The organism is Paenibacillus sp. S33, from assembly GCF_053615415.1.
In genome coordinates, this window is sequence record NZ_JBSIEZ010000001.1 from 4738983 (window position 1) to 4764544 (window position 25562).

Genomic DNA, 25562 nt, shown 5'->3' on the forward strand with positions numbered 1-25562 from the left:
CTGTCTTAGTGGTCTAAAAACTAGGGTCCTCAGATCGTTTTAAATCGATTTTTGTTTTAAAAGATGCGTCTCACCATATAAAAATAGAAGTGTCGAAAAGTCCTCTGGCAGCCCTGTAGGGGCTGTTTTTTTTGATGATGCATTGAGTCAGCCATGTTCGGCCATGAAGAAAACCACCGGAAATCTATTCAAAGCTGGCGATCATCGATGCGCAGCTTGAATATAATCAGGGATTTAATAACTCCTCAGTTTACCCCATACGTTTGTAGGTGATTGAAATTCATCTGCTTCAATTACTTTAAAACACCAATACAGGAAAGGATTCATGTAACTATACTACGCACTGATTGAGCCAAAGCTGTAGTCTCTGAATTTAATAAAAAAGCCCGATGTACAAAGGTACCAACTTTAATGTAACTAAACAATAGTTTGTCAGGTGATAAAAAAGTCTGAAACCACCACAAATTACCATAAAAAGAAAGTTAGAAACTTGTACTATTACGATAATATAATTTTAATAACCATTTCCTCAATATACTGAATGTCGCATATAACGTGCTTAAATGATCAATTTTCTTTTTCAAAGAATTATCTCTAATAATCTGTCCATCTTTAGTCCATTGTCCATATATTTGAACTAACCGCCCTGTAGTTCGTGAGAGTTCAAGAAGTGCTGTGCCATTATATCTCTAGCTAGTTTATTAATTCTCTTTTTTTGTTCGAATGATAGCTTGATACTTATGGAATGGTTTGATTCTTAGTATACCAAAGGTAAACTACGATTTCTGTTGTGTTTTGTCGATTTTCCAATAAATTTAAATAGTTACTCAGCGGCACTTGACGTCAGATTCCTGTGGTGGATTTTTCCCTTTCATTTGGAAAAAAACACCCGGCAGGATGCGTACCGAGAGAAATACGGCATACACCCAAGCCGGGTAAGGGATTAGAAAATAATATCAATGGCCTCTAGCACATCTTGCTCCTGTTCGGATTGCCCGTTCAAGGAAATATCCTTCAACAGCACCGAAGGCTGTTCGCAAATTTGGGTGATGATCACGAGCAGGTCCTGAGCGAAATTGCCGATCAGATTGCGCGTAAACAACTTGGTGGCATATTCAAACTGCCCGTTCATTCCCTCATCCAGCAACGAAATGACCAAGGTAAGATCAAATTGGGAAATCGTATGAGTTTCCGGATAAGATTCGATCTTGATATCCCCGAAGCTTTGAACATTATCTTCCTTGGTTTCCAGAACAAACATGACATCGAATACAGGATTGCGGCTTTGATCTCGCGGCGCCTGCAGCTTTTTCACAAGCTCCTCGAACGGATAATCCTGGTGGTCGTAGGCCCCCAGCATCGTTTCTTTGACTTCGTTCAAGTAAGCGAGGAACATCTTCTCCCCGGACGGATAATGGCGAATCGCCAAAGTGTTGACAAACATTCCGATGAGCGGCTCCAGGTCGGCATGTGTGCGGCCCGAAACCGGTATCCCTACAATGAAGTCTTCTTGTCCTGAGTACTTGCTGAGCAGGATTGAATAGACCGCCAATAACACCATATAAAGGGTGGCACCGTTCTCATCGGCGATGCGCTGCAAACTGTCGGTCATCTGCTTGTCGATGCTGAAAGGCAGCACATCTCCCTCAAAGCTGCGAGCGGCAGGTCTGACAAAGTCCGTAGGCAGTTCAAGCGTCGGCAGTTCGCCTTCCAGCACGTCCAGCCAGTAGGCTTCCTGACGTTTCAACCGCTCTTTTACAGGTTCGGACTGCTGCCAAGCGGCGAATTCCTTGTATTGAATCCGAAGCGGTTCCAGATTCTCGCCGTTATACAGGCGCAGCAGCTCTTCGACGAAGATGCCCATCGACATGCCATCCGTGACGATATGATGAATGTCCAGCATGAGCAGATGCCGTTCCGCTTCCCATTCGACTAAGCCCACACGCAACAGCGGCGGCCGTTCCAAATCAAAGACGCGCACAAAGCCGTCTACGATACTCTTCGTTTCACTTTCCGTCGCTTTCGTATACTCGACGGCAAACTTCAAGTCCGGATAAACTCGTTGTACCGGTTCGCCGTCGACCATTTCGAAGCCGGTTCGCAAAATTTCGTGACGAGCTATCAATCCTTTGAGCGCCGCCTCGAATTGATTCCGTTCCAAGCGCCCGACGAGAACCGTCATGCCGGACATGTTGTAGCTAAGCTCGGCGCCTTCCATCTGCTGCTGGATGTACAGCCGTTTTTGCACGGAGGAAAGCGGATAGTAATCCCTCTTATCCAGAACCGGAATGGAGAGGTGTTCCTGCCGCTCCAATTGGCTGATCGCTTCGGCCATCGCTTCGATGGTCGAGTGCCGGAACACATCGCGCAGCGGCAGGTCCACGCTCAGCTCCTTGTGCACCTTGCTGACCAGCGTCGTCGCCCGCAGGGAATGCCCGCCGAGGTCGAAGAAGTTGTCCGTCACGCCAATCGTGACCGGTCCGAGCACGTCCTGCCAGATGGCGACCAGTTTCGCCTCCAGTTCGGTGCGCGGCGCCACGTATTCGCGGCCTGCGCTTGCTCCCCCTTCCGGCGCCGGCAGCGCCTTCCGGTCGATCTTTCCGTTCGGCGTCAGAGGCAAGCGCTCCAGCTCCACGAAGTACGACGGGATCATGTAACCCGGCAGCTCGCTGGCAATCGCCCGCTTCAGGTCCGCCGCCGTCAAGCCTTCTTCCGCTGTATAATAAGCACACAAAGCTTTCTGACCTTCTTGATCTTCCCTGACGACGACGACCGCTTCCTTCACGCCACCTACACTCAGCAGCTTCGCTTCGATTTCGCCCGTCTCAATCCGGTACCCCCGGATTTTCACCTGGTTGTCGATCCGGCCGATGAAGTCCACGTTGCCGTCCTCCATCCACCGCGCCAAGTCTCCCGTGCGGTACAGCCGCTCGCCCACGGCGAACGGGCTGTCTACGAACTTCTCTTCCGTCAGCTCCGGACGGTTCAAGTACCCGCGCGCCACTCCGACTCCGCCGATAACCAGCTCGCCCAGCACCCCGACCGGCACCGGGTTCAGATGCGCGTCCACGATGTAGAGTTTCGCATTCAGCCACGCTTTGCCGATCGGCACATTGCCTGTCTGCGGCAGCTTCGTCAGCTCCTCGTCGTAGAAGCTGGAGTCGATCGCCGCTTCCGTCACGCCGTATGCGTTGATGATCCGGAACAACGAGCCGAAGCGTTCCTGCAAGGTCCGGTAATCCGCCACGCTGCAGCTATCCGAGCTCGTGATCAACAGCTCCATCCAGCTCATATCCAGCCCCTGCTCGTGCACGTACTCCAGGAACGGCACGATCAGCGCCGGCGTCGATTCGAAGATGGTGACCCGCTCCCGCTCCATCCAGTGGTGCAGACGAGACGGATCGATCCGGTCGTCCTTCGGCACAATCACCATCGTGCCTCCATTGTACAGCGTCCGCGCGATATCTCCCACGAACACGTCGAACGAGAAGCTTGCGAGCTGCAGCAGCCGCACCGGGAACTGATCCAACCGGTATTCCCGCCGGTAGCCCGCCGCCGTGTTCACCAGGCTGCGGTGCTCGATCATCACGCCCTTCGGCTTGCCCGTCGTTCCCGACGTATAGATCACGTACGCCAGATCCTCCGGACGGGCTTCATGGAAGCTGTCGGTGCCAACATTCTGATGGCTCTCATCGCCGTCGTCCACAGCATCCGTCAGCTTGCCGGAGACCATGCCGGAGACAACCGACGCATTCGCCCGCTCCTCGCTGAACGACGCTTCGTCGTCCAGGTACAGCACAGCCGCCAGCGCCAGCTCCTCTTCGCCGAGCCAGGCTTCGGCACGCTCTCGCAGCGGCGTTTGCGTCAGCAGTACCTTCGCTCCGCTGTCTTCGAGCATGAACCGCACGCGCTCCGCCGGGTAATCCGGGTCGAGCGGCACATATGCCCCACCCGCTTTCCAGACGGCCAGAACGGCCACCAGCAAGTCCACCGAACGCTCGGCGAGAATGCCAACGATCGTCTCCCGGCCGATGCCGCTTGCACGCAGCGTGGCCGCCAAGCGGTTCGCCCGCTCGTTCAGCTCCGCATACGTCAGCCGGTCATTCTCGTACACGACAGCTGCCGCTTCCGGCGTGCGTTCTGCCTGTTCCTCGAACAGCCGGTGGAACGCGGCCGCAGGAGCCGCTTCCGGCTGCGCCGGGTTAAACGCGCCGAGAATTTGCTCTTTTTCCGCCGGTGTCAAAATGCCCAGCTCGGCAATAGTCGCCGACGGGTTGCGGAGAATGGATTCAAGCAGCTGCAAGTAGTGAGCGGCCAATTTCTCCACCGTTTCGGTTTTATAAAGAGCAGTGGCGTATTCAAACAGATATTCCAAGCCTTCCTCGATCTCCGTGACGTCCAAGCTGAGATCGAATTTAGAAACAATTTCTTCACTGGCATACGTCGACAAATGGAGTCCGGGAAGCTGGATTTCCAAATTCTCTGTATTCTGCAAAGCAAACATCGTATCGAACAGCGGATTGCGGCTTAAATCGCGAGCCACGTCCACCTTATCCACCAGTTCCTCAAACGGATAATTCTGATGTTCAAAAGCGCCCAGCGTCGTCTCCTTGATTTCCTTCAAGTAGTCAAGGAACGTCTTACCGGCAGCCGGATAACTGCGGATGGCCAGGGTATTGACGAACATCCCGATCAGCGGCTGAACGTCGCTGTGATTTCTTCCCGCAATCGGCGTACCCACCACCACGTCTTCTTGCCCTGTATATTTATGCAATAATATTGTATAACCAGCAAGCAGAACCATGTAAAGTGTTGCGCCGTTCTCGGCTGCAAGCCGTTTCAGACCCTCGCTTTTCTCGCTATGCATAAACAATTGCAGCGTGCGGCCCTCGTAGCTCTGCATAGCCGGGCGCGGATAGTCCGTCGGCAATTCCAAAACCGGCAGCTCTCCGCGGAACATGTCGAGCCAGTAGGCTTCCTGCTTGGCAAGCTGAGCTTTCTGCTCGTCCGATTGCTGCCATACCGCATAATCTTTGTACTGGATGCGGAGCGGCTTCAACTGCTCCCCGCTGTACAAGCGGACGAACTCTTCGATCAGTACGTCAATCGAAACGCCGTCAGATACGATATGATGCGTATCGAACATTAGAATGTGCCGGTCCGGCGCCAGTTCGGCAAGGCCTACCCGCAGAAGTGGCGGCTTCGCTAGATCAAACGGACGAACGAATTGGCGCACCGTTTCTTCCGCCTGCTCCCCGCTGATCTGCACATATTCCACCTGGAAGGCGGCTTCTTCGTAAATCCGCTGAACCGCTTCGCCTTTTACCATCTCAAAGCCGGTACGCAGCGTTTCATGACGAGCTACGAGCCCGCGGAACGCTTCTTCAAACCGCTGCCGATCGAGCTCCCCTTCGAGCAGCATAGCTCCCGGTATATTGTAGCTCAGCTCGGCTCCTTCCAGCTGGTTCAAGATATAGAGACGTTTCTGTGCGGAAGAGAGCAGATAATACTCGCTAGGTTCCGCAGCCGGAATAGCCGTGAACGAGCCGATCTCCAGCCGCTCCATAGCCGCGGCCATTTCCTCAACCGTCGAGTAGCGGAATACGTCGCGAAGCGGGAATTCAACGCCTAGCTCCTTATGCATTTTGCTGACAAGTGTCGTCGCCCGCAGGGAGTGTCCGCCGAGGTCGAAGAAGTTGTCCGTTACGCCTACCGCCTTCTCCCGAACAAGCACATCCTGCCAAATGGCGGCCAGCTTCGCCTCCAGTTCGGTGCGCGGCGCCACGTATTCGCGGCCTGCGCTTGCTCCCCCTTCCGGTGCCGGCAGCGCCTTCCGGTCGATCTTTCCGTTCGGCGTCAGAGGCAAGCGCTCCAGCTCCACGAAGTACGACGGGATCATGTAACCCGGCAGCTCGCTGGCAATCGCCCGCTTCAGGTCCGCCGCCGTCAAGCCTTCTTCCGCTGTATAATAAGCACACAAAGCTTTCTGACCTTCTTGATCTTCCCTGACGACGACGACCGCTTCCTTCACGCCACCTACACTCAGCAGCTTCGCTTCGATTTCGCCCGTCTCAATCCGGTACCCCCGGATTTTCACCTGGTTGTCGATCCGGCCGATGAAGTCCACGTTGCCGTCCTCCATCCACCGCGCCAAGTCTCCCGTGCGGTACAGCCGCTCGCCCGCGGCGAACGGGCTGTCTACGAACTTCTCTTCCGTCAGCTCCGGACGGTTCAAGTACCCGCGCGCCACTCCGACTCCGCCGATGACCAGCTCGCCCAGCACCCCGACCGGCACCGGGTTCAGATGTGCGTCCACGATGTAGAATTTCGCATTCAGCCACGCTTTGCCGATCGGCACATTGCCTGTCTGCGGCAGCTTCGCCAGCTCCTCGTCGTAGAAGCTGGAGTCGATCGCCGCTTCCGTCACGCCGTATGCGTTGATGATCCGGAACAACGAGCCGAAGCGTTCCTGCAAGGTCCGGTAATCCGCCACGCTGCAGCTGTCCGAGCTCGTGATCAACAACTCCATCCAGCTCATATCCAGCCGCTGCTCGTGCACGTACTCCAGGAACGGCACGATCAGCGCCGGCGTCGATTCGAAGATGGTGACCCGCTCCCGCTCCATCCAGTGGTGCAGACGAGACGGATCGATCCGGTCGTCCTTCGGCACAATCACCATCGTGCCTCCGTTGTACAGCGTCCGCGCGATATCTCCCACGAACACGTCAAACGAGAAGCTTGCGAGCTGCAGCAGCCGCACCGGGAACTGATCCAACCGGTATTCCCGCCGGTAGCCCGCCGCCGTATTCACCAGGCTGCGGTGCTCGATCATCACGCCCTTCGGCTTGCCCGTCGTTCCCGACGTGTAGATCACGTACGCCAGGTCCTCTGGACGGGCTTCATGGAAGCTGTCGGTGCCAACATTCTGATGGCTCTCATCGCCGTCGTCCACAGCATCCGTCAGCTTGCCGGAGCCAATCGGCGCATTCGTCCGCTCCTCGCTGTACGAAGTTTCGTCGTCGAGGTACAGCACCGCCGCCAGCGCCAGTTCCTCTTCGCCGAGCCAGGCTTCGGCACGCTCTCGCAGCGCCGTTTGCGTCAGCAGTACCTTCGCTCCGCTGTCTTCGAGCATGAACCGCACGCGGTCCGCCGGATAATCCGGGTCGAGCGGCACATACGCCCCGCCCGCTTTCCAGACGGCCAGCACGGCCACCAGCAAGTCCACCGAACGCTCGGCGAGAATACCGACGATCGACTCCCGGCCGATGCCGCTTGCGCGCAGCGTAGCCGCCAAGCGGTTCGCCCGCTCGTTCAGCTCCGCATATGTCAGCCGGTCACTCTCGTACACGACAGCTGCCGCTTCCGGCGTGCGCTCCGCCTGTTCCTCAAACAGCCGGTGGAACGCGGCCGCAGGAGCCGCTTCCGGCTGCGCCGGGTTAAACGCGCCGAGAATTTGCTCTTTTTCCGCCGGTGTCAAAATGCCCAGCTCGGCAATAGTCGCCGACGGGTTGCGGAGAATGGATTCAAGCAGCTGCAAGTAGTGAGCGGCCAATTTCTCCACCGTTTCGGTTTTATAAAGAGCAGTGGCGTATTCAAACAGATATTCCAAGCCTTCCTCGATCTCCGTGACGTCCAAGCTGAGATCGAATTTAGAAACAATTTCTTCGCTGGCATACGTCGACAAATGGAGTCCGGGAAGCTGGATTTCCAAATTCTCTGTATTCTGCAAAGCAAACATCGTATCGAATAGCGGATTGCGGCTTAAATCGCGAGCCACGTTCACCTTATCCACCAGTTCCTCAAACGGATAATTCTGATGTTCAAAAGCGCCCAGCGTCGTCTCCTTGATTTCCTTCAAGTAGTCAAGGAACGTCTTACCGGCAGCCGGATAACTGCGGATGGCCAGGGTATTGACGAACATCCCCATCAGCGGCTGAACGTCGCTGTGATTTCTTCCCGCAATCGGCGTACCGACCACCACGTCTTCTTGCCCTGTATATTTATGCAATAATATTGTATAACCAGCAAGCAGAACCATGTAAAGTGTTGCGCCGTTCTCGGCTGCAAGCCGTTTCAGACCCTCGCTTTGCTCGCTATGCATAAACAATTGCAGCGTGCGGCCCTCGTAGCTCTGCATAGCTGGGCGCGGATAGTCCGTCGGCAATTCCAAAACCGGCAGCTCTCCGCGGAACATGTCGAGCCAGTAGGCTCCCTGCTTGGCAAGCTGAGCTTTCTGCTCGTCCGATTGCTGCCATACCGCATAATCTTTGTACTGAATGCGGAGCGGCTCCAACTGCTCCCCGCTGTACAAGCGGACGAACTCTTCGATCAGTACGTCAATCGAAACGCCGTCAGATACGATATGATGCGTATCGAACATTAGAATGTGCTGGTCCGGCGCCAGTTCGGCAAGGCCTACCCGCAGAAGTGGCGGCTTCGCTAGATCAAACGGACGAACGAATTGGCGCACCGTTTCTTCCGCCTGCTCCCCGCTGATCTGCACATATTCCACCTGGAAGGCGGCTTCTTCGTAAATCCGCTGAACCGCTTCGCCTTTTACCATCTCAAAGCCGGTACGCAGCGTTTCATGACGAGCTACGAGCCCGCGGAACGCTTTTTCAAACCGCTGCCGGTCGAGCTCCCCTTCGAGCAGCATAGCTCCCGGTATGTTGTAGCTCAGCTCGGCTCCTTCCAGCTGGTTCAAGATATAGAGACGTTTCTGAGCGGAAGAGAGCGGATAATACTCGCTAGGTTCCGCAGCCGGAATAGCCGTGAACGAGCCGATCTCTAGCCGCTCCATAACCGCGGCCATTTCCTCAACCGTCGAGTAGCGGAATACGTCGCGAAGCGGGAATTCAACGCCTAGCTCCTTGTGCATTTTGCTGACAAGCGTCGTCGCCCGCAGGGAGTGTCCGCCGAGGTCGAAGAAGTTGTCCGTTACGCCTACTGTCTTCTCCCGAACAAGCACATCCTGCCAAATGGCGGCCAGCTTCGCCTCCAGTTCGGTGCGCGGCGCCACGTATTCGCGGCCTCCGCCTTCCGGTGCCGGCAACGCCTTCCGGTCGATCTTTCCGTTCGGCGTCAGAGGCAGGCGCTCCAGCTCCACGAAGTACGACGGGATCATGTACCCCGGCAGCTCGCTGGCAATCGCCCGCTTCAGGTCCGCCGCCGTCAAGCCTTCTTCCGCTGTATAATAAGCGCACAAAGCTTTCTGACCTTCTTGATCTTCCCTGACGACGACGACCACTTCCTTCACGCCACCTACACTCAGCAGCTTCGCTTCAATTTCACCAAGCTCGATCCGATAGCCGCGAATTTTCACCTGGTTGTCGATCCGGCCGATGAAGTCCACGTTGCCGTCCGGCATCCAGCGCGCCAGGTCGCCTGTCCGGTACAGCCGCTCCCCAGCGGCGAACGGGCTGTCTACGAATTTCTCCGCCGTCAAAGCCGGGCGGTTCAAGTAACCGCGGGCCACACCCGCTCCGCTGATAACCAGCTCGCCCAACACCCCGATCGGCACCGGCTTCAGATTCGCATCCACGATGTAGAACTTGGCGTTCAGCCACGCTTTCCCGATCGGCACGCTGCCCGTCTTCGGCAGCTTCTCCAGCGGCTCGTCATAGAAGCTGGAGTCAATCGCCGCTTCCGTTACGCCGTAGCTGTTAATAATACGGAACTGCGAGCCGAAGCGCTCCTGCAAGGTGCGGTAATCCGCTACGCTGCACGCATCCGAGCTTGTGATCAGCAGCTTTATCGAGCTGAGGTCCAGACCCTCGGCATGCACATGCTCTATGAACGGCACGATCAGCGCCGGCGTCGATTCGAACACCGTCACGGCGTAGTCGCGAATCCAGCCGTAGAGGCGGGTTGGATCAATCCGGTCGTCCTTCGGCACGATGACCATGGTGCCGCCGTTGTACAGCGTCCGCGCAATGTCGCCGACGAACACGTCGAACGAGAAGCTGGCGAGCTGCAGCAGCCGGATCGGGAACTGATCCAGGCGGTATTCCCGCCGGTAGCCCGCCGCCGTGTTCACCAGGCTGCGGTGCTCGATCATCACGCCCTTCGGCCTGCCCGTCGTACCGGAGGTGTAGATGACGTAAGCCAAATCGCGCGGCTTGTTCACATTCGCCGGATTCGATGCGAGATCCGCCGCTAGTACGGTCTTCTCGGCTTCTGCCGTGGCGGACGTTTCGGCAGAAGCCGTTTCCGCTTGCGCCAAAGCCTCCGCCTCTGCGCCTGCTTCGCCCAAAGCTTGTACGCCCACAGCCGCTCCGAGGCTGTACGTCGCGGCGTCGTCAAGCGCAAGCACCGTTTGCAGCACTAGAGCTCCGTCGCTGCGCCAAGCTTCCGCCTGCTCCAGCAGGCGGGTCTGCGTGAGCAGCACCGACGCCCCGCTGTCCGCGAGCATATACTCGATCCGCTCCGCCGGATAGTCCGGGTCGAGTGGCACATAAGCGCCGCCCGCTTTCCATACGGCGAGCACCCCGATCAACAGCTCCGCCGAACGGCCGGCCAGAATGCCGACCACCTGCTCCGGCTTCACCCCGCGCGCCCGCAGTGCATACGCCAGACGATTCGCTTTGGCGTTCAGCTCCGCATACGTCAGCTTGCTGTCTTCGTAGACAACCGCCAGCGCTCCCGGAGTGCGCTCCGCCTGCTCCTCGAACAGCTCGTGGAACGTTCTCTCTCTCCACGACTCATCCGCTTCCAAACCTGTACCCTCTGCGGCGGGTTGCTTCGCAAGAGCCGAAGACGACACGTCAAACCCGACCAGCAAATCATGCTTTTCGCTGTCCGTCAAGATATCCAAATCCGAAATCCGCGCACCCGGCTGAGCCAGGATCGACGCCAAAAGCTGCTCGTAATGACCCGCCAGCCGTACGATCGTTTCCTGTCTAAACAACGAGGTAGCGTACTCGATCTTGCAAACCAGCACGTTATCGAATTCCACGATATCAAGGCTAAGGTCAAACTTTGCCGTCTTTTCCTCGATGTCGAACAGTGACCATTGCAAGCCTTCCAGGGTTAAATCCAAGCTTTCGTGCTTTTGCAAAGAAAACATGGTGTCAAACAGAGGATTCCGGCTTAAATCCCGGCTCACCTGAAGAGCTTCCACCAGCTCCTCGAACGGATAGTCCTGGTGCTCGTAGGCTCCAAGCATCGTTTCCTTCACTTCCTGCAAGTAATCCAGGAACGTCCGCTCCGCCTCCGGACCCAAGCGAAGGGCCAGCGTATTGACGAACATGCCGATAATCGGCTGCAGGTCGGCGTGAGAACGGGCGGCAATCGGAGTGCCGACCACTATATCTTCCTGTCCCGCGTATTTATGAAGCAATACGGAGTACGCAGCCAGCAGAAGCATGTACAGCGTCGCCCCCGAATCGCCGGCAAGCCGTTTGAGAGCTTCGCTTTTCTCCGCATCCAGCGTAAACGTGAGCGTTTGACCGTCAAACTGCTGGACGGCCGGGCGGGAGAAGTCGAGAGGCAGCTCAAGAACCGGAAGCTCGGAGCTGAATACCCCGCGCCAGTATTCCCCCTGCCGTTTGATGCGCTGGCGCTGCTCCTCGGATTGCTGCCAAACGGCGTAATCCTTGTATTGAATCCGCAGCTCCGGCAATTCTTCCCCATTGTAAAGCCGCACGAATTCGCGCAGCAGCACGTCCATGGAAAGGCCGTCGGAACCAATATGATGAATATCCAGCGCGAGCAGGAATTTCTCTTTCTCCAGTTCGATCAGCAGGGCGCGCAGCAAAGGCGGCTGGGTCAGGTCAAAAGGCTGAATGAAGCCTTCAAGAATGGCCGCAACCTGATCTTCGCTTGCTTGAAGCTTCTCGACCTTGAAAGCTACGAGCGGATGAATACGCTGAACCGGCTCCCCATTCACGATTTCAAAACCGGTGCGCAGCATATCATGCCGGGCCACCAAAGTTGTCAGCGCCTTTTCCACTTTGGCCTCGTTCAAAGCCCCTTCCAACTGCAAGGCACTTGGGAGGTTGTAATTCAGCTCCGAGCCATCCAGCTGGTGCAGGACGTACAGCCTTTTTTGCGCGGAGGAAACCGGATAGTACGCTTTCTCTTCCGCTTTCGGAATCGAGCTGTGCCGCGTTTCTTCCAAGCTGGCAATAGCCCCGGCCATCGATTCTATCGTCGTATAGCGGAACACATCGCGCAGCGGAAGTTCGACGTTCATTTCCTTCTGAATCTTGCTGACAAGGTTCGTCGCCCGCAAGGAGTGGCCTCCGAGCTCGAAGAAATTGTCCAGGACTCCAATGCCGGAGTAGCCCAGCACTTCCTCCCAGATCTTCACAAGCTGGGACTCCGTCCGGTTACGCGGCGCTACGTATTCGACGCCCGTTTGCAAGCCGCCTTGCGGCTCCGGCAGCGCTTTGCGGTCCACTTTTCCGTTGGACGTCAGCGGGATGCGCTCCAGCTGCACGAAGTACGACGGGATCATGTACCCCGGCATTTCCTGGGCCAGCGAGGTTCTCATTTCGCTGACCGTCAGCGTCCGGTCCGCCACAAAGTAGGCGACAAGCGCCTTCTCGCCCCCGCCGTCCTGACGGGCGAGCACCACCGCTTCTTCCACGCCCTCGACGTTCAGTAGCTGCGTCTCGATTTCGTCCAGCTCGATCCGGTAGCCGCGGATTTTCACCTGATGATCGATCCGGCCCAGGTATTCGATGTTGCCGTCCGGCAGCCAAGCCGCCAAGTCGCCCGAGCGGTACAGTTTCTCCCCCTCCGCAAACGGGGAATCGACGAACTTCTCCGCCGTCAGATCCGGACGGTTCAGGTATCCTCTCGCAAGGCCTTCCCCGGCCACATACATTTCGCCCGCTACGCCGATCGGCACAGGGCGGCGGTTTTCATCAAGGACGTACACGCTCAGCGTCGGGATCGGCTTGCCGATATTGCTCTTCGCCGCCTCCATTTCGACCCACGTGATTTCCTTATACGTAACGTGAACCGTCGTCTCCGTAATGCCGTACATATTGATCAGCTTCGTCTCCGGGTACTTCGTCTTGAAGCCCTTGAGCAGCAGCGGACTCAGCGCTTCGCCCCCGAAGATGACGTTGCGAATCCGCAGATCGTACGGATGATCCGCCAAGACCTCACGTAGCAGCTGGTAGAAGTACGTTGGCGTCTGGTTCAAAATCGTGACCTGTTCGCGGCCCAGCAGCGCCAGGAAATCGGCCGGATTTTTCGCCGTGAGCGGTGGTACGATGACCAGCTTGCCTCCGTACAGCAGCGCTCCGTACATTTCCCAGACGGAGAAATCGAAGCAGAACGAGTGGAACAGCGTCCACGTGTCGGACGGCCCGAAGTCGAACAGGTTCTTGTCGTTGAACAGGAGCCGCACGACGTTCTTATGCTCGATCAGCGTTCCTTTCGGTCTGCCGGTCGTTCCCGACGTGTAGATGACATATGCCAGGTTGCCCGGCCCGGAAATCGGCTCCAGGTTCGAAGCGTCCAGCGCATCGGCGGAGTCCGCCCCTCTGTCGCCCCAAACGAAATCGTCCAATTCAAGGCGCGTTCCTGCGAAGTCGGTCTTCTCGTGCAGATGCTTTTGAATCAGCAATAACGGCGCGCCCGAATCCTCGATCATAAAGCGGATGCGCTCCTCCGGGTAGTCGGGATCGACAGGCACGTATGCTCCGCCCGCTTTGAGAATCGCCAGAATGCCGACAACCATATCGAGCGAGCGTTCGGCCAGAATCGCTACCAGCTGGTCCGCTTCTACTCCCGTCTCCCGCAGCTTTCGCGCAAGGCGGTTGGATCGCTCGTTCAGCTCGCGGTAGGTCAGCTGCCGCTCGTTCATGACGGCGGCCACGTTGTCCGGGTAAAGCTCCGCCTGCTCTTCGAACAAGCCGTGAATCGTCTGCTGCCGCGGGTAGTCCGCCTCCGAATCGTTGAAACCGCGCACCAACTCGCGGATTTCCTCCTCCGTGAGCATTTCCAGCGAGGCAATATCCCCGTCCGGCGCTGCTGCGATGGTTTCGAGCAGCTTGTCATAATGTCTGGCGAACCGCTCCGCGGTCTCTTGTTTATACAAAGCCGTAGCGTACTCCAACCGGCATTCGAGCTGACCGTCCAGCTCCGAAATATCCAGGAGCAGCTCGAACTTGGATGTTTGGTTTTCCAGTGGATAAAACGATTGCTCCAGCCCCTCGATGACAATTTGCTCGTTCTCCGTATTTTGTAGGGAGAAGAACGTGTCAAAGAGCGGATTCCGGCCGGTCGCGCGCGGAATGTGAAGACTTTCCACCAAGTCTTCGAACAAATAATTTTGGTGTTCGAAAGCCCCGAGCGTGATGTCCTTGATTTCTTCCAGGTACGAAAGGTACGGCTTGGAACGCTCCGGACGGCTGCGAATGGCCAGCGTGTTGATAAACATCCCTACGATCGGCTGCACTTCTTCCTGCGTTCTTCCGGCAATCGGCGTGCCTACGATCAGATCTTCCTGACCCGAATATTTATGCATAAGGATGGTGTAAGCCGACAGCAGCACCATGTACAGGGTCGTCCCTGTCCGTGCCGCCAGCTCTTTCAGCTTCTCCGTCCGATCTTTCCCGATATAAAACTTCACGGTTCGGCCGTCAAAGCTTTGCACCGCAGGCCGCGGGAAGTCCGTCGGTAGCTCCAAGACCGGCAGCTCGCCCGACAGCTGTTCCAGCCAATACTCCTTCTGCGGCTGGAGCAGCTGCCCGTAAGCTTCGGAATGCTGCCAAACGGCATAATCTTTGTATTGAATGCGCAGCGGGGCCAGCTCCTCGCCCCGATACAAGCGGCTGAACTCGTCGAAGAGCAGCGCTGTCGAAATGCCGTCCGAGACGATATGGTGCATATCGAACAGCAGAATGTGGCGATCCTCGGCGACTTCGATCAGGCCGATGCGGAGAAGTGGCGGCTTGGTCAGATCAAACGGGTGATAGTAAGCTTCCACCACTTGCTCCACTTCCCGCTCACTCGCTTGAAAATAATCTACAGCAAACTCCACCTCGTCATAGATGCGCTGGACAAGCTCGCCTTGAACCTGCTCGATCCCGGTACGCAGCGTCTCATGGCGCTGAATCAGCGCCCGGAACGCGTGCTCGACGCGCGTGCGGTCCAGCTTGCCTTCGAGAAGAAGCGCCGCCGACATATTGTAGCTGCGCTCGGCCCCATCAAGCTGGCGCAGGACGTACAGACGCTTTTGCTCGGATGAAACCGGATAGTACTCGGCCTCAGCCGCCTTTGTAATCTCATACGTCTCCTGTTGCCTTAAACCGCCGATTCTTTGGGCCAGCTGTTCGATCGTGGTGTAGCGGAAAACTTCCCGCAGCGGAACCTCGACTTGCAGCTCTTTCCGAATCTTGGAAACCAGCGTGGAGGCCCGCAAGGAATGACCACCCAAGTCAAAGAAATCGTCTTGGACTCCAACTCGCGCAATACCCAGCACCTGCTGCCAAATGAGAGCAAGTCTTGTTTCCAGCGTTGTGCGAGGAGCCACATACTCACGGCCTGCTTCTACCTCTCCGGTCGGTTCAGGCAGCGCTTTACGGTCAATTTTGCCGTTCGGCGTGAGCGGAAGCTTATCAAGAGACACCAGCCGGGCCGGGACCATATGGGCCGGCAGCTCTTGCTTCAATTGGGACAGCAGATCGCTCAGCTGCAAAGAAACATCCGCCGCCACGTAGCCGCACAAATACTTTTGCCCCTGCTCATCCGTACGATCGGTCACCACAGCCTGCTTGACGCCCGGGAAACGCAGCAGGGCCGTTTCAATTTCGCCGAGTTCGATCCGGAACCCGCGAATTTTCACTTGATAGTCGATCCGGCCGATGAAGTCGACGTTGCCGTCTTCCAGCCAGCGGGCCAAATCGCCTGTCCGGTACAGACGTTCGCCCGGCACAAACGGGCTGTCCGCAAACTTCTCAGCGGTTAGGTCCGGACGGTTCCAGTACCCGCGCGCCACCCCGGCGCCGCCGATGACAAGCTCGCCCGGAACCCCTACAGGAACCGGCTTTAACGCGGCATCGACAATGTAAAACCGGGCGTTCAGCCAAGCTTTGCCGATCGGCACATGCCCCGACGGCGGCAGCTTATCCAGCGGCTCACCGTAAAAGCTGCTGTCAATGGCCGCTTCGGTAACGCCATAGCTGTTGATGATGCGGAATTGTCCGCCGAATCTTTCCTGCAGCAATCGGTAATCGGTGACACTGCAAGCATCCGAGCTGGTAATCAGCAACTGCATGGAGCTAACGTCCAGCCCTTCTTCATAAATATGCTGCATGAACGGCAGGATGAGCGCAGGCGTCGATTCGAATACCGTAATGTTTTGGTCCCGAATCCAGCCGTATAAGAGGTTCGGATCAATCCGGTCATCCTTCGGTACAATCACCATCGTGCCTCCGTTATACAGCGTCCGCGCGATGTCTCCGACGAACACGTCAAATGAGAAGCTGGCCAGCTGCAGCAGCCGCACCGGAAACTGATCCAACCGGTACTCGCGACGGTACGCATCCGCCGTATTCACGAGACTACCGTGCTCGATCATGACGCCTTTCGGGCGTCCCGTCGTACCCGAGGTGTAAATCACATAAGCCAAGTCTTGTGGGGCGCTGCCGGCAGATTCAAATTCCACGGCTAAGACATCCCCGTTATAAATCTGTTCATCGTCCATGGCATAGACAGCTTGAAGCTTCAGCCGGTCATCGGCCAACCAACCTCCGGCCCGCTCCAACAGATGACGCTGCGTAAGCAGCACCGATGCATCGCTATCGCTGAGCATGTACTCAATCCGCTCTGCCGGATAATCGGGGTCCAGCGGTACATAGGCTCCGCCGGCTTTCCAAACGGCGAGCACCCCGACCAGCAGTTCCACTGAACGCTCCGCCCAGATCCCCGTAATCGTCTCCCTTCCCACGCCCTGTTCGCGAAGGAGAGAAGCCAGCCGCTCGGCGCGTTCGTTCAATTCGCCGTAGGTCAGCTGTTTGTCCATGTAGACGACTGCCGGATGATCCGGAATTTCCCGGGCAAACTTTTCAACATACCGATGAAACGCTTCTCCCTCGCTCAGCCCTGCCATCGGCGGGTTAAAAACGTTGAGAATACGGTGTCTCTCCTCATCGCTCAGCAGAGAAATCTCGCGTACCGGCAGTTCGGGAGTCTGAAGAAACTGGTCCAGAACGGTTACATACTGTTCCATAATCCGATCAATCTCGGCCGTCTCGAACAGGCCGGTACGATAGGAAGCATGGAGAATTACATGGCCTTCATTCAGCATATGGTCGAAGCGCAGCAGCAAATCGTCCATCTCGTGTCTAGCGAAGTGAGCCTCCAGGCGTACCTTGATTTCTTCGTACTCCACGATTTTCAAAGGCAGATATTCCAGAGACGTGCGGAACAGACCCGAAAGATCGTTGCGGCCGTGTTGTTCGCGTAAATCCTGGATCAATTGGTTATAAGGGTATTTCTGATACCGCAGATCCGCCGTATTTTCCTTGGAAACCGTTTGGATCAAGGAAAGCACGTGCCTGTCTGGATTCAGACGAATCCGCGTAGCCACGGTGCTGACGAACATGCCGATCGTTTCTTTTTCCTTCTTGCTAGTGCGATTGGCGAAAACCGTGCCGACCGGAACATCGGTGCTGTCGGTCAGCTTGTACAATAAGGCGTACATGGCGGACAGAAATAACGTATATAAGCTGACCTGATATTGTTCGCTGAAGGCCAGAATGCGTTCATACCGGGAACCGTCCAAAGTGATGGCCAGTTTATTGGATTCGCTGCCGATCGAGAATGGCGGATACGATTTAATGCCGGTCGTTTCAGGCAAAGTGTTGTACTTCGTCAGCCAGTATTCCTTGCCTTTTTGATAACGCTGCGATTGCTCATATTCACGCTCCGCAGAAATATAATCCAGATAGGAAGGGGCCTGGTAACTGCTGGAGATGCCTTTGCGCAGTTCCAGGTATTTTTCCATCACCGCATGCAGCAAAGCATTGACGGACAAGCCGTCGGCGATAATATGATTTACCGTCAAATTGAGCCATACTTGGCCGTTCGCAAAATGGATAATCGTAAATTGGTAGAGGTGTTCGTCGAACACGCTGGCCGGTTTTTCGCTTACTTCTTTCACCCAAGCATAGAATTGTTCGGTTGTGCCTATTTCGAGGCGGCTTATCCTAGCTTGGACATTCTCCGGCTCTTCGAACCACTGCGTTGGATTTTGCAAATCCCCGCTAATGCGGATTCGGAAAACGTCATAGGTTTTGACGATCTCTGCCACCGCTTGCTCCAGAAGCTGTGTGTTGATCTCGCCCGTAATCTGGTAGGTCGCGGAAAGCATCGTGATGGACGTTCCCGGATTCATAATTTCCATGAACCATATTCGGCGCTGGGCTTGCGTTAATCCATATTGCTCGTTGGTATTCTCTCTCACATCGACACACTCCCGGTTTAGAGATTCTTTATAGATAGGCTTTGTACCTAGATGTCACTTAGTCACTCTTAGAAGAACCGCGCGGCCATTCCCGGAACGGCTCCTTCGGACTCTGCCCCCTTTTTCGTGTCTACGTTTTCTGGTAACTACCGGTTATAAAGTCATACCTTGGATTACTAAAAGACTCTGTCGCATTCGCAAGCAGGAAGCCGCCCGCCGTAAAGCGGGTCTAGCCGTACAGCCGGGCGTAATAACCCCCGAGCGCCAGCAGGTCCTGATGGCGGCCCCGCTCGACGACCGTCCCTTGGTTCATGACGGTAATCAAATCCGCATGTTCCACGGTGCTGAGACGGTGGGCGATCAGAATGGTGGTGCGCCCCTTCATCAACACGTTCAGGGCCTGCTGTACCCAATGCTGGGATTCGTTATCCAGCGCGGAAGTCGCTTCGTCCAGCAGCAGAATCGGGGCGTTTTTGAGAATCGCCCGGGCGATCGCAATTCGCTGCCTTTGTCCGCCCGACAACGACGCTCCTCTCTCTCCCACCGGCGTTTCATACTGTTCAGGAAGTTCCTGAATGAAATGGTGAGCGTACGCCGCTTTGGCCGCTTCGATCACTTCTTCATCCGTTGCTTCCGGGTTGCCATAGCGGATGTTTTCCACAATCGTGCCGGTAAACAAGAACGGCTCCTGCGGAACGTATGCAATCTGCCTGCGGATTTCGTCCAGCGTGTAATGGCCGAACGGTTTGCCTTGGAGCAGGATTTCTCCGCTGTCCACAGGATAAAAGCCGAGCAGCAGCTTGATCAGCGTACTTTTGCCGCTGCCGCTGGCCCCCACGATAGCGGCGACCTGGCCGGGAAACACCTGCATGGAGATGTCGACAAGCACCTTTTTATCCGCCTGATAGGAAAATTCCACATCGCGAAACTCCACCGCAGCCTCCGACACGAGCTCGCTGTGAGGAGATCCCAAACGCTCCGGTTCCTCTTCCTCTCTTAGTACCTCTTGAATCCGGTGAGCGCCCGCGATTGAATTTTGGGTCATCGACAGAACCATCCCCAAGTTCAACAAGGCGTGCGTCAGATTCACTTGCAGAACCGCCAGGGCAGCGACGCTTCCCATTCCCATCAGTCCGTAGGCATAAAGAAGACTGCCGATGACGATGATGCCGCAGAACGTGACGTAGCTGATAAAATGATTCACCGCAGCCTGCATGCCGTTCTTCTGCGCGGTTTGCCGAAGCGTCTGCGTCATTTGTTCGTTCAACGCCTCGTACTGGCCGTAAATCGTGCGGATGCGGAACAGCTTCACAATTTGAATGCCGCCCATAAAATCTTTGAATTTTTCGGTCATTTTACCGAGCGTTTGCAAGCCTTGTTCGGACAAGGCGCGAATATCCCGCGCAAATTTCAGGCTGACCACGGAGGACAGCAGCAGAATGACGAAGGATACGCCGGCAAACCGCCAATCGATCAACACCATGGAGACAATGGAGCCGATGCAAAAGACAACTTGAAGCAGCAAAACGAAGTAAACCTGCGAGAATGTAAACTCAACGGTCGTTACGTCGTTGTTCACCCGCGACAGCAAATCCCCATGGTGCGTCTGCTCCAGGAATCTCGGCCGCACCCGGCACAGCTTGTCATAAAGACGTTCGCGGATATTCAGCACAGTCAGCTCGACACTGCGCTGGTATAAGTAAATGAACCAGGGAGAAATCACATTTTCCAAGAACAAGGCCGCGCCCAAAATAATAAAGGCTTCCACCATCAGGGACGTATCTCGGGACACGGCGAAATCAACCAAGTTATGTACGACCAAGCTGAAGGCGATCAGGAACAATGTCTGGGTGAGCGCCGTCACGGCCAGGCCAATGGCGTACTGGGTTTTGCGCTTGCGGTTCATAAACATCAGCAAGTAGCCGAGTTCTTTCACTTGCGAGAGCCATCCGCCCTTTTTCATGTGTACGCCACCTCCCTGCGTTCGGCAGACTCGGTAAATTCCTGATAGTACGACTGGGCGTACAGTCCCTTCATCTTCAGCAATTGTTCATGAGTGCCCTTTTCAACAATACTCCCCTGTTCCATGACCCAAATTTCGTCGGCGTTTTGTACTGTAGAAAGCCGGTGGGCAATAACCATCGTCGTTGTCTGCTTCATCAATACGCCCAGCGCTTCCTGAACCGCGCTTTCCGACTCCGGATCAAGAGCCGACGTTGGCTCGTCCAGCAGCATAACGGGAGCATCCTTCAGAAAAGCCCGGGCCATTGCAATGCGCTGGCGCTGCCCGCCGGACAAAAAGCCTCCGCGCTCTCCGACATACGTCTGGTAGCCGTCGGGAAGCTGCATAATGAAGGAATGCGCCTGAGCGGCTTTGGCGGCTTCGATAATCTCGTCCATCGACGCTACTTCCCGCCCGTAGCCGATATTTTCAGCGATCGTGCCGCTAAACAAATATGAATCCTGGGTTACCACGGAAAAATGCGACCGAAGCTGCTCTGGATCGGCGCCGTGGATCAGGCTGCCGAACACGCGGATCTCGCCCTGGTCCTCCGGAAGCGGATAAAAGCCGCATACAAGCTTAAACACCGTGCTCTTCCCTCCGCCGCTCGCTCCGACAAGCGCGATCGTCTTCCCTTCCGGCACCGAGAAGCTAACATTCCGCAGGATCGGGGAGCTCTCCTCATATCCGAAGGTTACGTTCTGAAACTCGATGGGGGCGGCGCTCGCTTTCGGAAGCGAACGGCCATTTTCCGTTTCGGTCGGCTGCTCGACGATTTCGGAGACCCTTCTCAGGGCACCGGCCATTTCGAACGTCCGCGTGATGAGCTCGGGAATATGCTCCAGCGGCTCCAGACACAGATTCAGCAAGTACAGGAAGGCGATCAGCTCTCCCGCGCCTAGCTGCCCTTTGTAGATCAAATAGCTTCCATAACTGACGGCGAAAATGATCGGGCTGATCATCAGCGTGGAAAGCAGCGGGTTGACCCAGGCTTCCCGCTTTTTCACGGCCAGCTTTTTTTGGGCCGTCAATTGCAGCAGCACTTGGTAGGAGCGAGATAACATGCCGGATAGCAGGTAGCTTTTTACAATAGGCATACCCCCAAGCGTATCCTGGAGGTTGACGTTCATTCGGCCCATGTTCGCCTGGGCTTCCTCCGTCAACCGCTCCAACTGCTTGCCGATCCATTGGGAAACCAGCAGTGCTACGGGAAATAACAGCAGGCTGTACAGCATCAGCTCCCATTGGAGGTAGATCAAATAAGCGAAACAGCCGATGAACACCAGCGGATGATAAAACCACTGGGCGAGGTCCCGAATCATAAACTGCTGGATCAGCTGCAGGTCGTTGTTGATCCGCGACAATACGTCGCCGGAGTGCTGCTTTTCCAAGTAGGAGACCGGGAGTTTGCCGATATGACGCATGACATGGTTGCGGATATCCTGCACCGCAGAGGCGCTGCTTCGCTCCACGCCGAAGCTCATGAAAAACTTCGCCGGCACACCGATCAAGATGACCACAAAGACCGTGTACACGATTTGCAGAACGATTGGCCCTGCCCCCTTCTCGGCCTGGGTGGTCAGCTGCTCGATCAAACTTCCCATCCATATCTCAATAACGGCGGCGGCAATCGCGGACAAGATACCGACGATCATCCAGCCTTTGTGACGGCTTACATAGGACATCAGCCAGCGGAACGCTTTCCAGGCGGCGTAAGCGGTTTGGCGCTTGGAAGGCGCCGCTGTGCCTTGTTCTAGAACAGACGGCTGGCGCTCAGCTTCCATGCAGTACCCCGGCCTCCGCTTCGATCTGCCGCTTGACTTGCTCTAAGATGTCCCGGATGACGACGGCCGTTTCTTCCACGCGCGTGAGTTCCAGCAATTCCTCGTGCGCGCCCTCCAGCCGGTAATCGGCGTAAGCTTGCGTCGTTGCCCCCCGCCAGGAAGGCAATTGGTGCTCCAGGCGGAACGCTTCGCTGTCCTTCGCAATCATTTCGTAAATCCGGGCCGGGATCGTGCCGGAATTAATAAGCTGCGCTTCGTACGCCAAGGTCGCTTTGACCTTCCGATGAACCCGCTCCCGCACGAGCGGGTTGCTCATTAATTCCTTCTCTTCTTCGTCGAAATCGGCAAGCGTTTCTTCAAGCTCTTTCTCCGACGTTTCGGAAGGCGTCAGCGTGTCCTTAATCCACGAGTCCACCATGAGCACGTCCGTTACGGAATACCCTCTTTTCTCCATCGTTTTGGCTACCTCGAACGTCAGGTTGCCTCCGAAGCAGTAGCCGAGCAGCACGTAAGGTCCTTCCGGCTGGATGCGGACGATCTCGTCCACATAACGGTTCAGCATGGCCTCGTAATCGACGGCATCGTCGATAAAATCAATGCCGTAGAGCACGAACCGGCCGTCGAGCCTGCTTGCGAGCTCTCGGTAACCGATGCCGAAGCCGCTGCCCGGAGGGAAACAGAACACGTTCAGATCTCCTGCTTTATTCAGCTTAATGAAGGAGTCTCCCCCTTTATCCAGGCCCAGATCCCCCTCGCCGAAAGCCATGGCTTCAACTGTTAGATTGTGGAATTGGCGGTTCAGCGGTATCTCGATGCCCGTTTCATCGTAAACGGCTTGAACGAGCCTCATCAGACTTAACGAATTGCCACCCAACTCAAAAAAGTTATCCTTTACGCCGACCTGCGGAACGCCAAGCGTATCCTGCCAGACGCGGGCGATCTTCATTTCGAGCAGCGTTCTCGGCGCGACATATTCCGCTCCTCCGGCCGCGGCTTCCTCCGGCGCGGGCAGCGCTTTGCGGTCGATTTTCCCGTTCGGGGTCAGCGGCATCCGCGAAAGCTGCACGAGGTGCGAAGGAATCATATACCCCGGAAGCTGCTTGGCGAGCTCCTCCTTGAGTTCATGCGCCGCCAGCCTCGTTTCCGCCACGTAATAAGCGACAAGCTGCTTATGGCCGTTCGCGTCGTCGCGGTCGAGCACCTTGGCTTCTTGCACGGTGGCGATCTTCAGCAGCTGCGTCTCGATTTCGTCCAGCTCGATCCGGTACCCGCGGATTTTCACCTGATGGTCGATCCGGCCCAGGTATTCGATGTTGCCGTCCGGCAGCCAAGCCGCCAAGTCGCCCGAGCGGTACAGTTTCTCCCCCTCCGCAAACGGGGAATCGACGAACTTCTCTGCCGTCAGATCCGGGCGGTTCAGGTATCCTCTCGCAAGGCCTTCCCCGGCCACATACATTTCGCCCGCTACGCCGATCGGCACAGGGCGGCGGTTTTCATCAAGGACGTACACGCTCAGCGTCGGGATCGGCTTGCCGATATTGCTCTTCGCCGCCTCCATTTCGACCCACGTGATTTCCTTATACGTAACGTGAACCGTCGTCTCCGTAATGCCGTACATATTGATCAGCTTCGTCTCCGGGTACTTCGTCTTGAAGCCCTTGAGCAGCAGCGGACTCAGCGCTTCGCCCCCGAAGATGACGTTGCGAATCCGCAGATCGTACGGATGGTCCGCCAAGACCTTACGCAGCAGCTGGTAGAAGTACGTTGGCGTCTGGTTCAAAATCGTGACCTGTTCGCGGCCCAGCAGCGCCAGGAAATCGGCTGGATTTTTCGCCGTAAGCGGCGGTACGATGACCAGCTTGCCTCCGTACAGCAGCGCTCCGTACATTTCCCAGACGGAGAAATCGAAGCAGAACGAGTGGAACAGCGTCCACGTGTCGGACGGCCCGAAGTCGAACAGGTTCTTGTCGTTGAACAGGAGCCGCACGACGTTCTTATGCTCGATCAGCGTTCCTTTCGGTCTGCCGGTCGTTCCCGACGTGTAGATGACATAAGCCAGGTTGCCCGGCCCGGAAATCGGCTCCAGGTTCGAAGCGTCCAGCGCATCGGCGGAGTCCGCCCCTCTATCGCCCCAAACGAAATCGTCCAATTCGAGGCGCGTTCCTGCGAAGTCGGTCTTCTCGTGCAGATGCTTTTGAATCAGCAATAACGGCGCGCCCGAATCCTCGATCATGAAGCGGATGCGCTCCTCCGGGTAGTCGGGATCGACAGGCACGTATGCTCCGCCCGCTTTGAGAATCGCCAGAATGCCGACAACCATATCGAGCGAGCGTTCGGCCAGAATCGCTACCAGCTGGTCCGCTTCTACTCCCGTCTCCCGCAGCTTCCGCGCAAGGCGGTTGGATCGCTCGTTCAGCTCGCGGTAGGTCAGCTGCCGTTCGTTCATGACGGCGGCCACGTTGTCCGGGTAAAGCTCCGCCTGTTCTTCGAACAAGCCGTAAATCGTTTTCTCCCGCTCGAACCCGGTTTCGGTGTCATTAAATCGCTTCAGCAGCGTCTCCCTCTCGTCTGGGGACAGCACATCGGCTTGTCCGAGCTCCAGATCCGGCTGAAATAAAAGCACGGACAGCAGCCGAACAAGATGGTCGGCCGCCTGTTCCACAAATGCCCGCTCGTACCGCTGCCCGTCAAAGCTTATTTCCAGTTCGATGGAGTGGTTTTGGCGGTCGAAGCGAAAAACCGTATCGGCCGCCACCCGGTTACCCAGCGGTTCCGGATGAATCGGGGCGAAGGATGCGACGGTGTTGACGACCGGGAGGCCGTCCCCCGTATAGTCCAGATGGAGCGGCTCCACCATTTTCCGAAAAGGCAGGTGCTGATGCTCCAGCGCCTCGCCGATGGAGGCTTTGATGCCCCCGAGCAGCGTTTTCAGCGTAGTCTGGCGGCTTACGGACGTCTTGATCACCAAGATGTCATGCGGCGGCGGAGTCCCGTCGGGGTCTGCGCTATAAGAAGGCATGCCGACCAGCACTTGGTCCCGCCCGGTATATTTGAACAGCAGGCTTTTTACTCCTGCCAAAACAATCATGTACAAAGCCAAATCCGAACCGTTGGCGAGGCAAATGATTTTCTCCGAGAGTTCGCTCGGCAGAGTACGGTGAAGCAAGCCCGGCTCGGCCGCAGCTTCCCCGTCGGCGGATAATTTGGAGGATTGACTGTAGGGAAGGAAGCTCAGGCTGTCATCGGCGTCAAACTTGCCGCTCCAGTACCGTTCTTCCTTTTCAAACAAAGATTTCATTTGTACCTCCCCTAAAAATGAAGTGACCGCATGCCCCGGCGCAGGTCCGAAAAA

4 protein-coding genes are annotated in these 25562 nt (G+C 56.3%); all 4 read right to left on the reverse strand.

Annotated elements, in window-relative coordinates; genetic code table 11:
- Positions 1–943: 943 nt before the first annotated feature.
- Entirely contained in the window at positions 944–18424 is a 17481-nt protein-coding gene (locus ACWGXJ_RS21680) for a non-ribosomal peptide synthase/polyketide synthase (protein ID WP_452567583.1), read from the reverse strand.
- 229 nt (positions 18425–18653) lie between these two features.
- Positions 18654–20387, reverse strand: a complete 1734-nt coding sequence (locus ACWGXJ_RS21685; RefSeq protein ID WP_452567584.1) for an ABC transporter ATP-binding protein — start codon at positions 20385–20387, stop codon at positions 18654–18656.
- On the reverse strand, positions 20384–22210 hold the full coding sequence (locus ACWGXJ_RS21690; protein ID WP_452567585.1) for an ABC transporter ATP-binding protein: 1827 nt from the start codon (positions 22208–22210) through the stop codon (positions 20384–20386). The genes ACWGXJ_RS21685 and ACWGXJ_RS21690 overlap by 4 nt, the downstream gene beginning before the upstream one ends.
- Complete coding sequence (locus ACWGXJ_RS21695) at positions 22200–25508, reverse strand: non-ribosomal peptide synthetase (protein ID WP_452567586.1); 3309 nt, start codon at positions 25506–25508, stop codon at positions 22200–22202. The genes ACWGXJ_RS21690 and ACWGXJ_RS21695 overlap by 11 nt, the downstream gene beginning before the upstream one ends.
- Between the last annotated feature and the right edge of the window lie 54 nt (positions 25509–25562).

Coding starts and splice junctions, on each gene's coding strand:
- ACWGXJ_RS21685 (WP_452567584.1), bottom strand. CDS start 20,387: ATGAAAAAGGGCGGATGGCTCTCGCAAGTGAAAGAACTCGGCTACTTG.
- ACWGXJ_RS21695 (WP_452567586.1), bottom strand. CDS start 25,508: ATGAAATCTTTGTTTGAAAAGGAAGAACGGTACTGGAGCGGCAAGTTT.
- ACWGXJ_RS21690 (WP_452567585.1), bottom strand. CDS start 22,210: ATGGAAGCTGAGCGCCAGCCGTCTGTTCTAGAACAAGGCACAGCGGCG.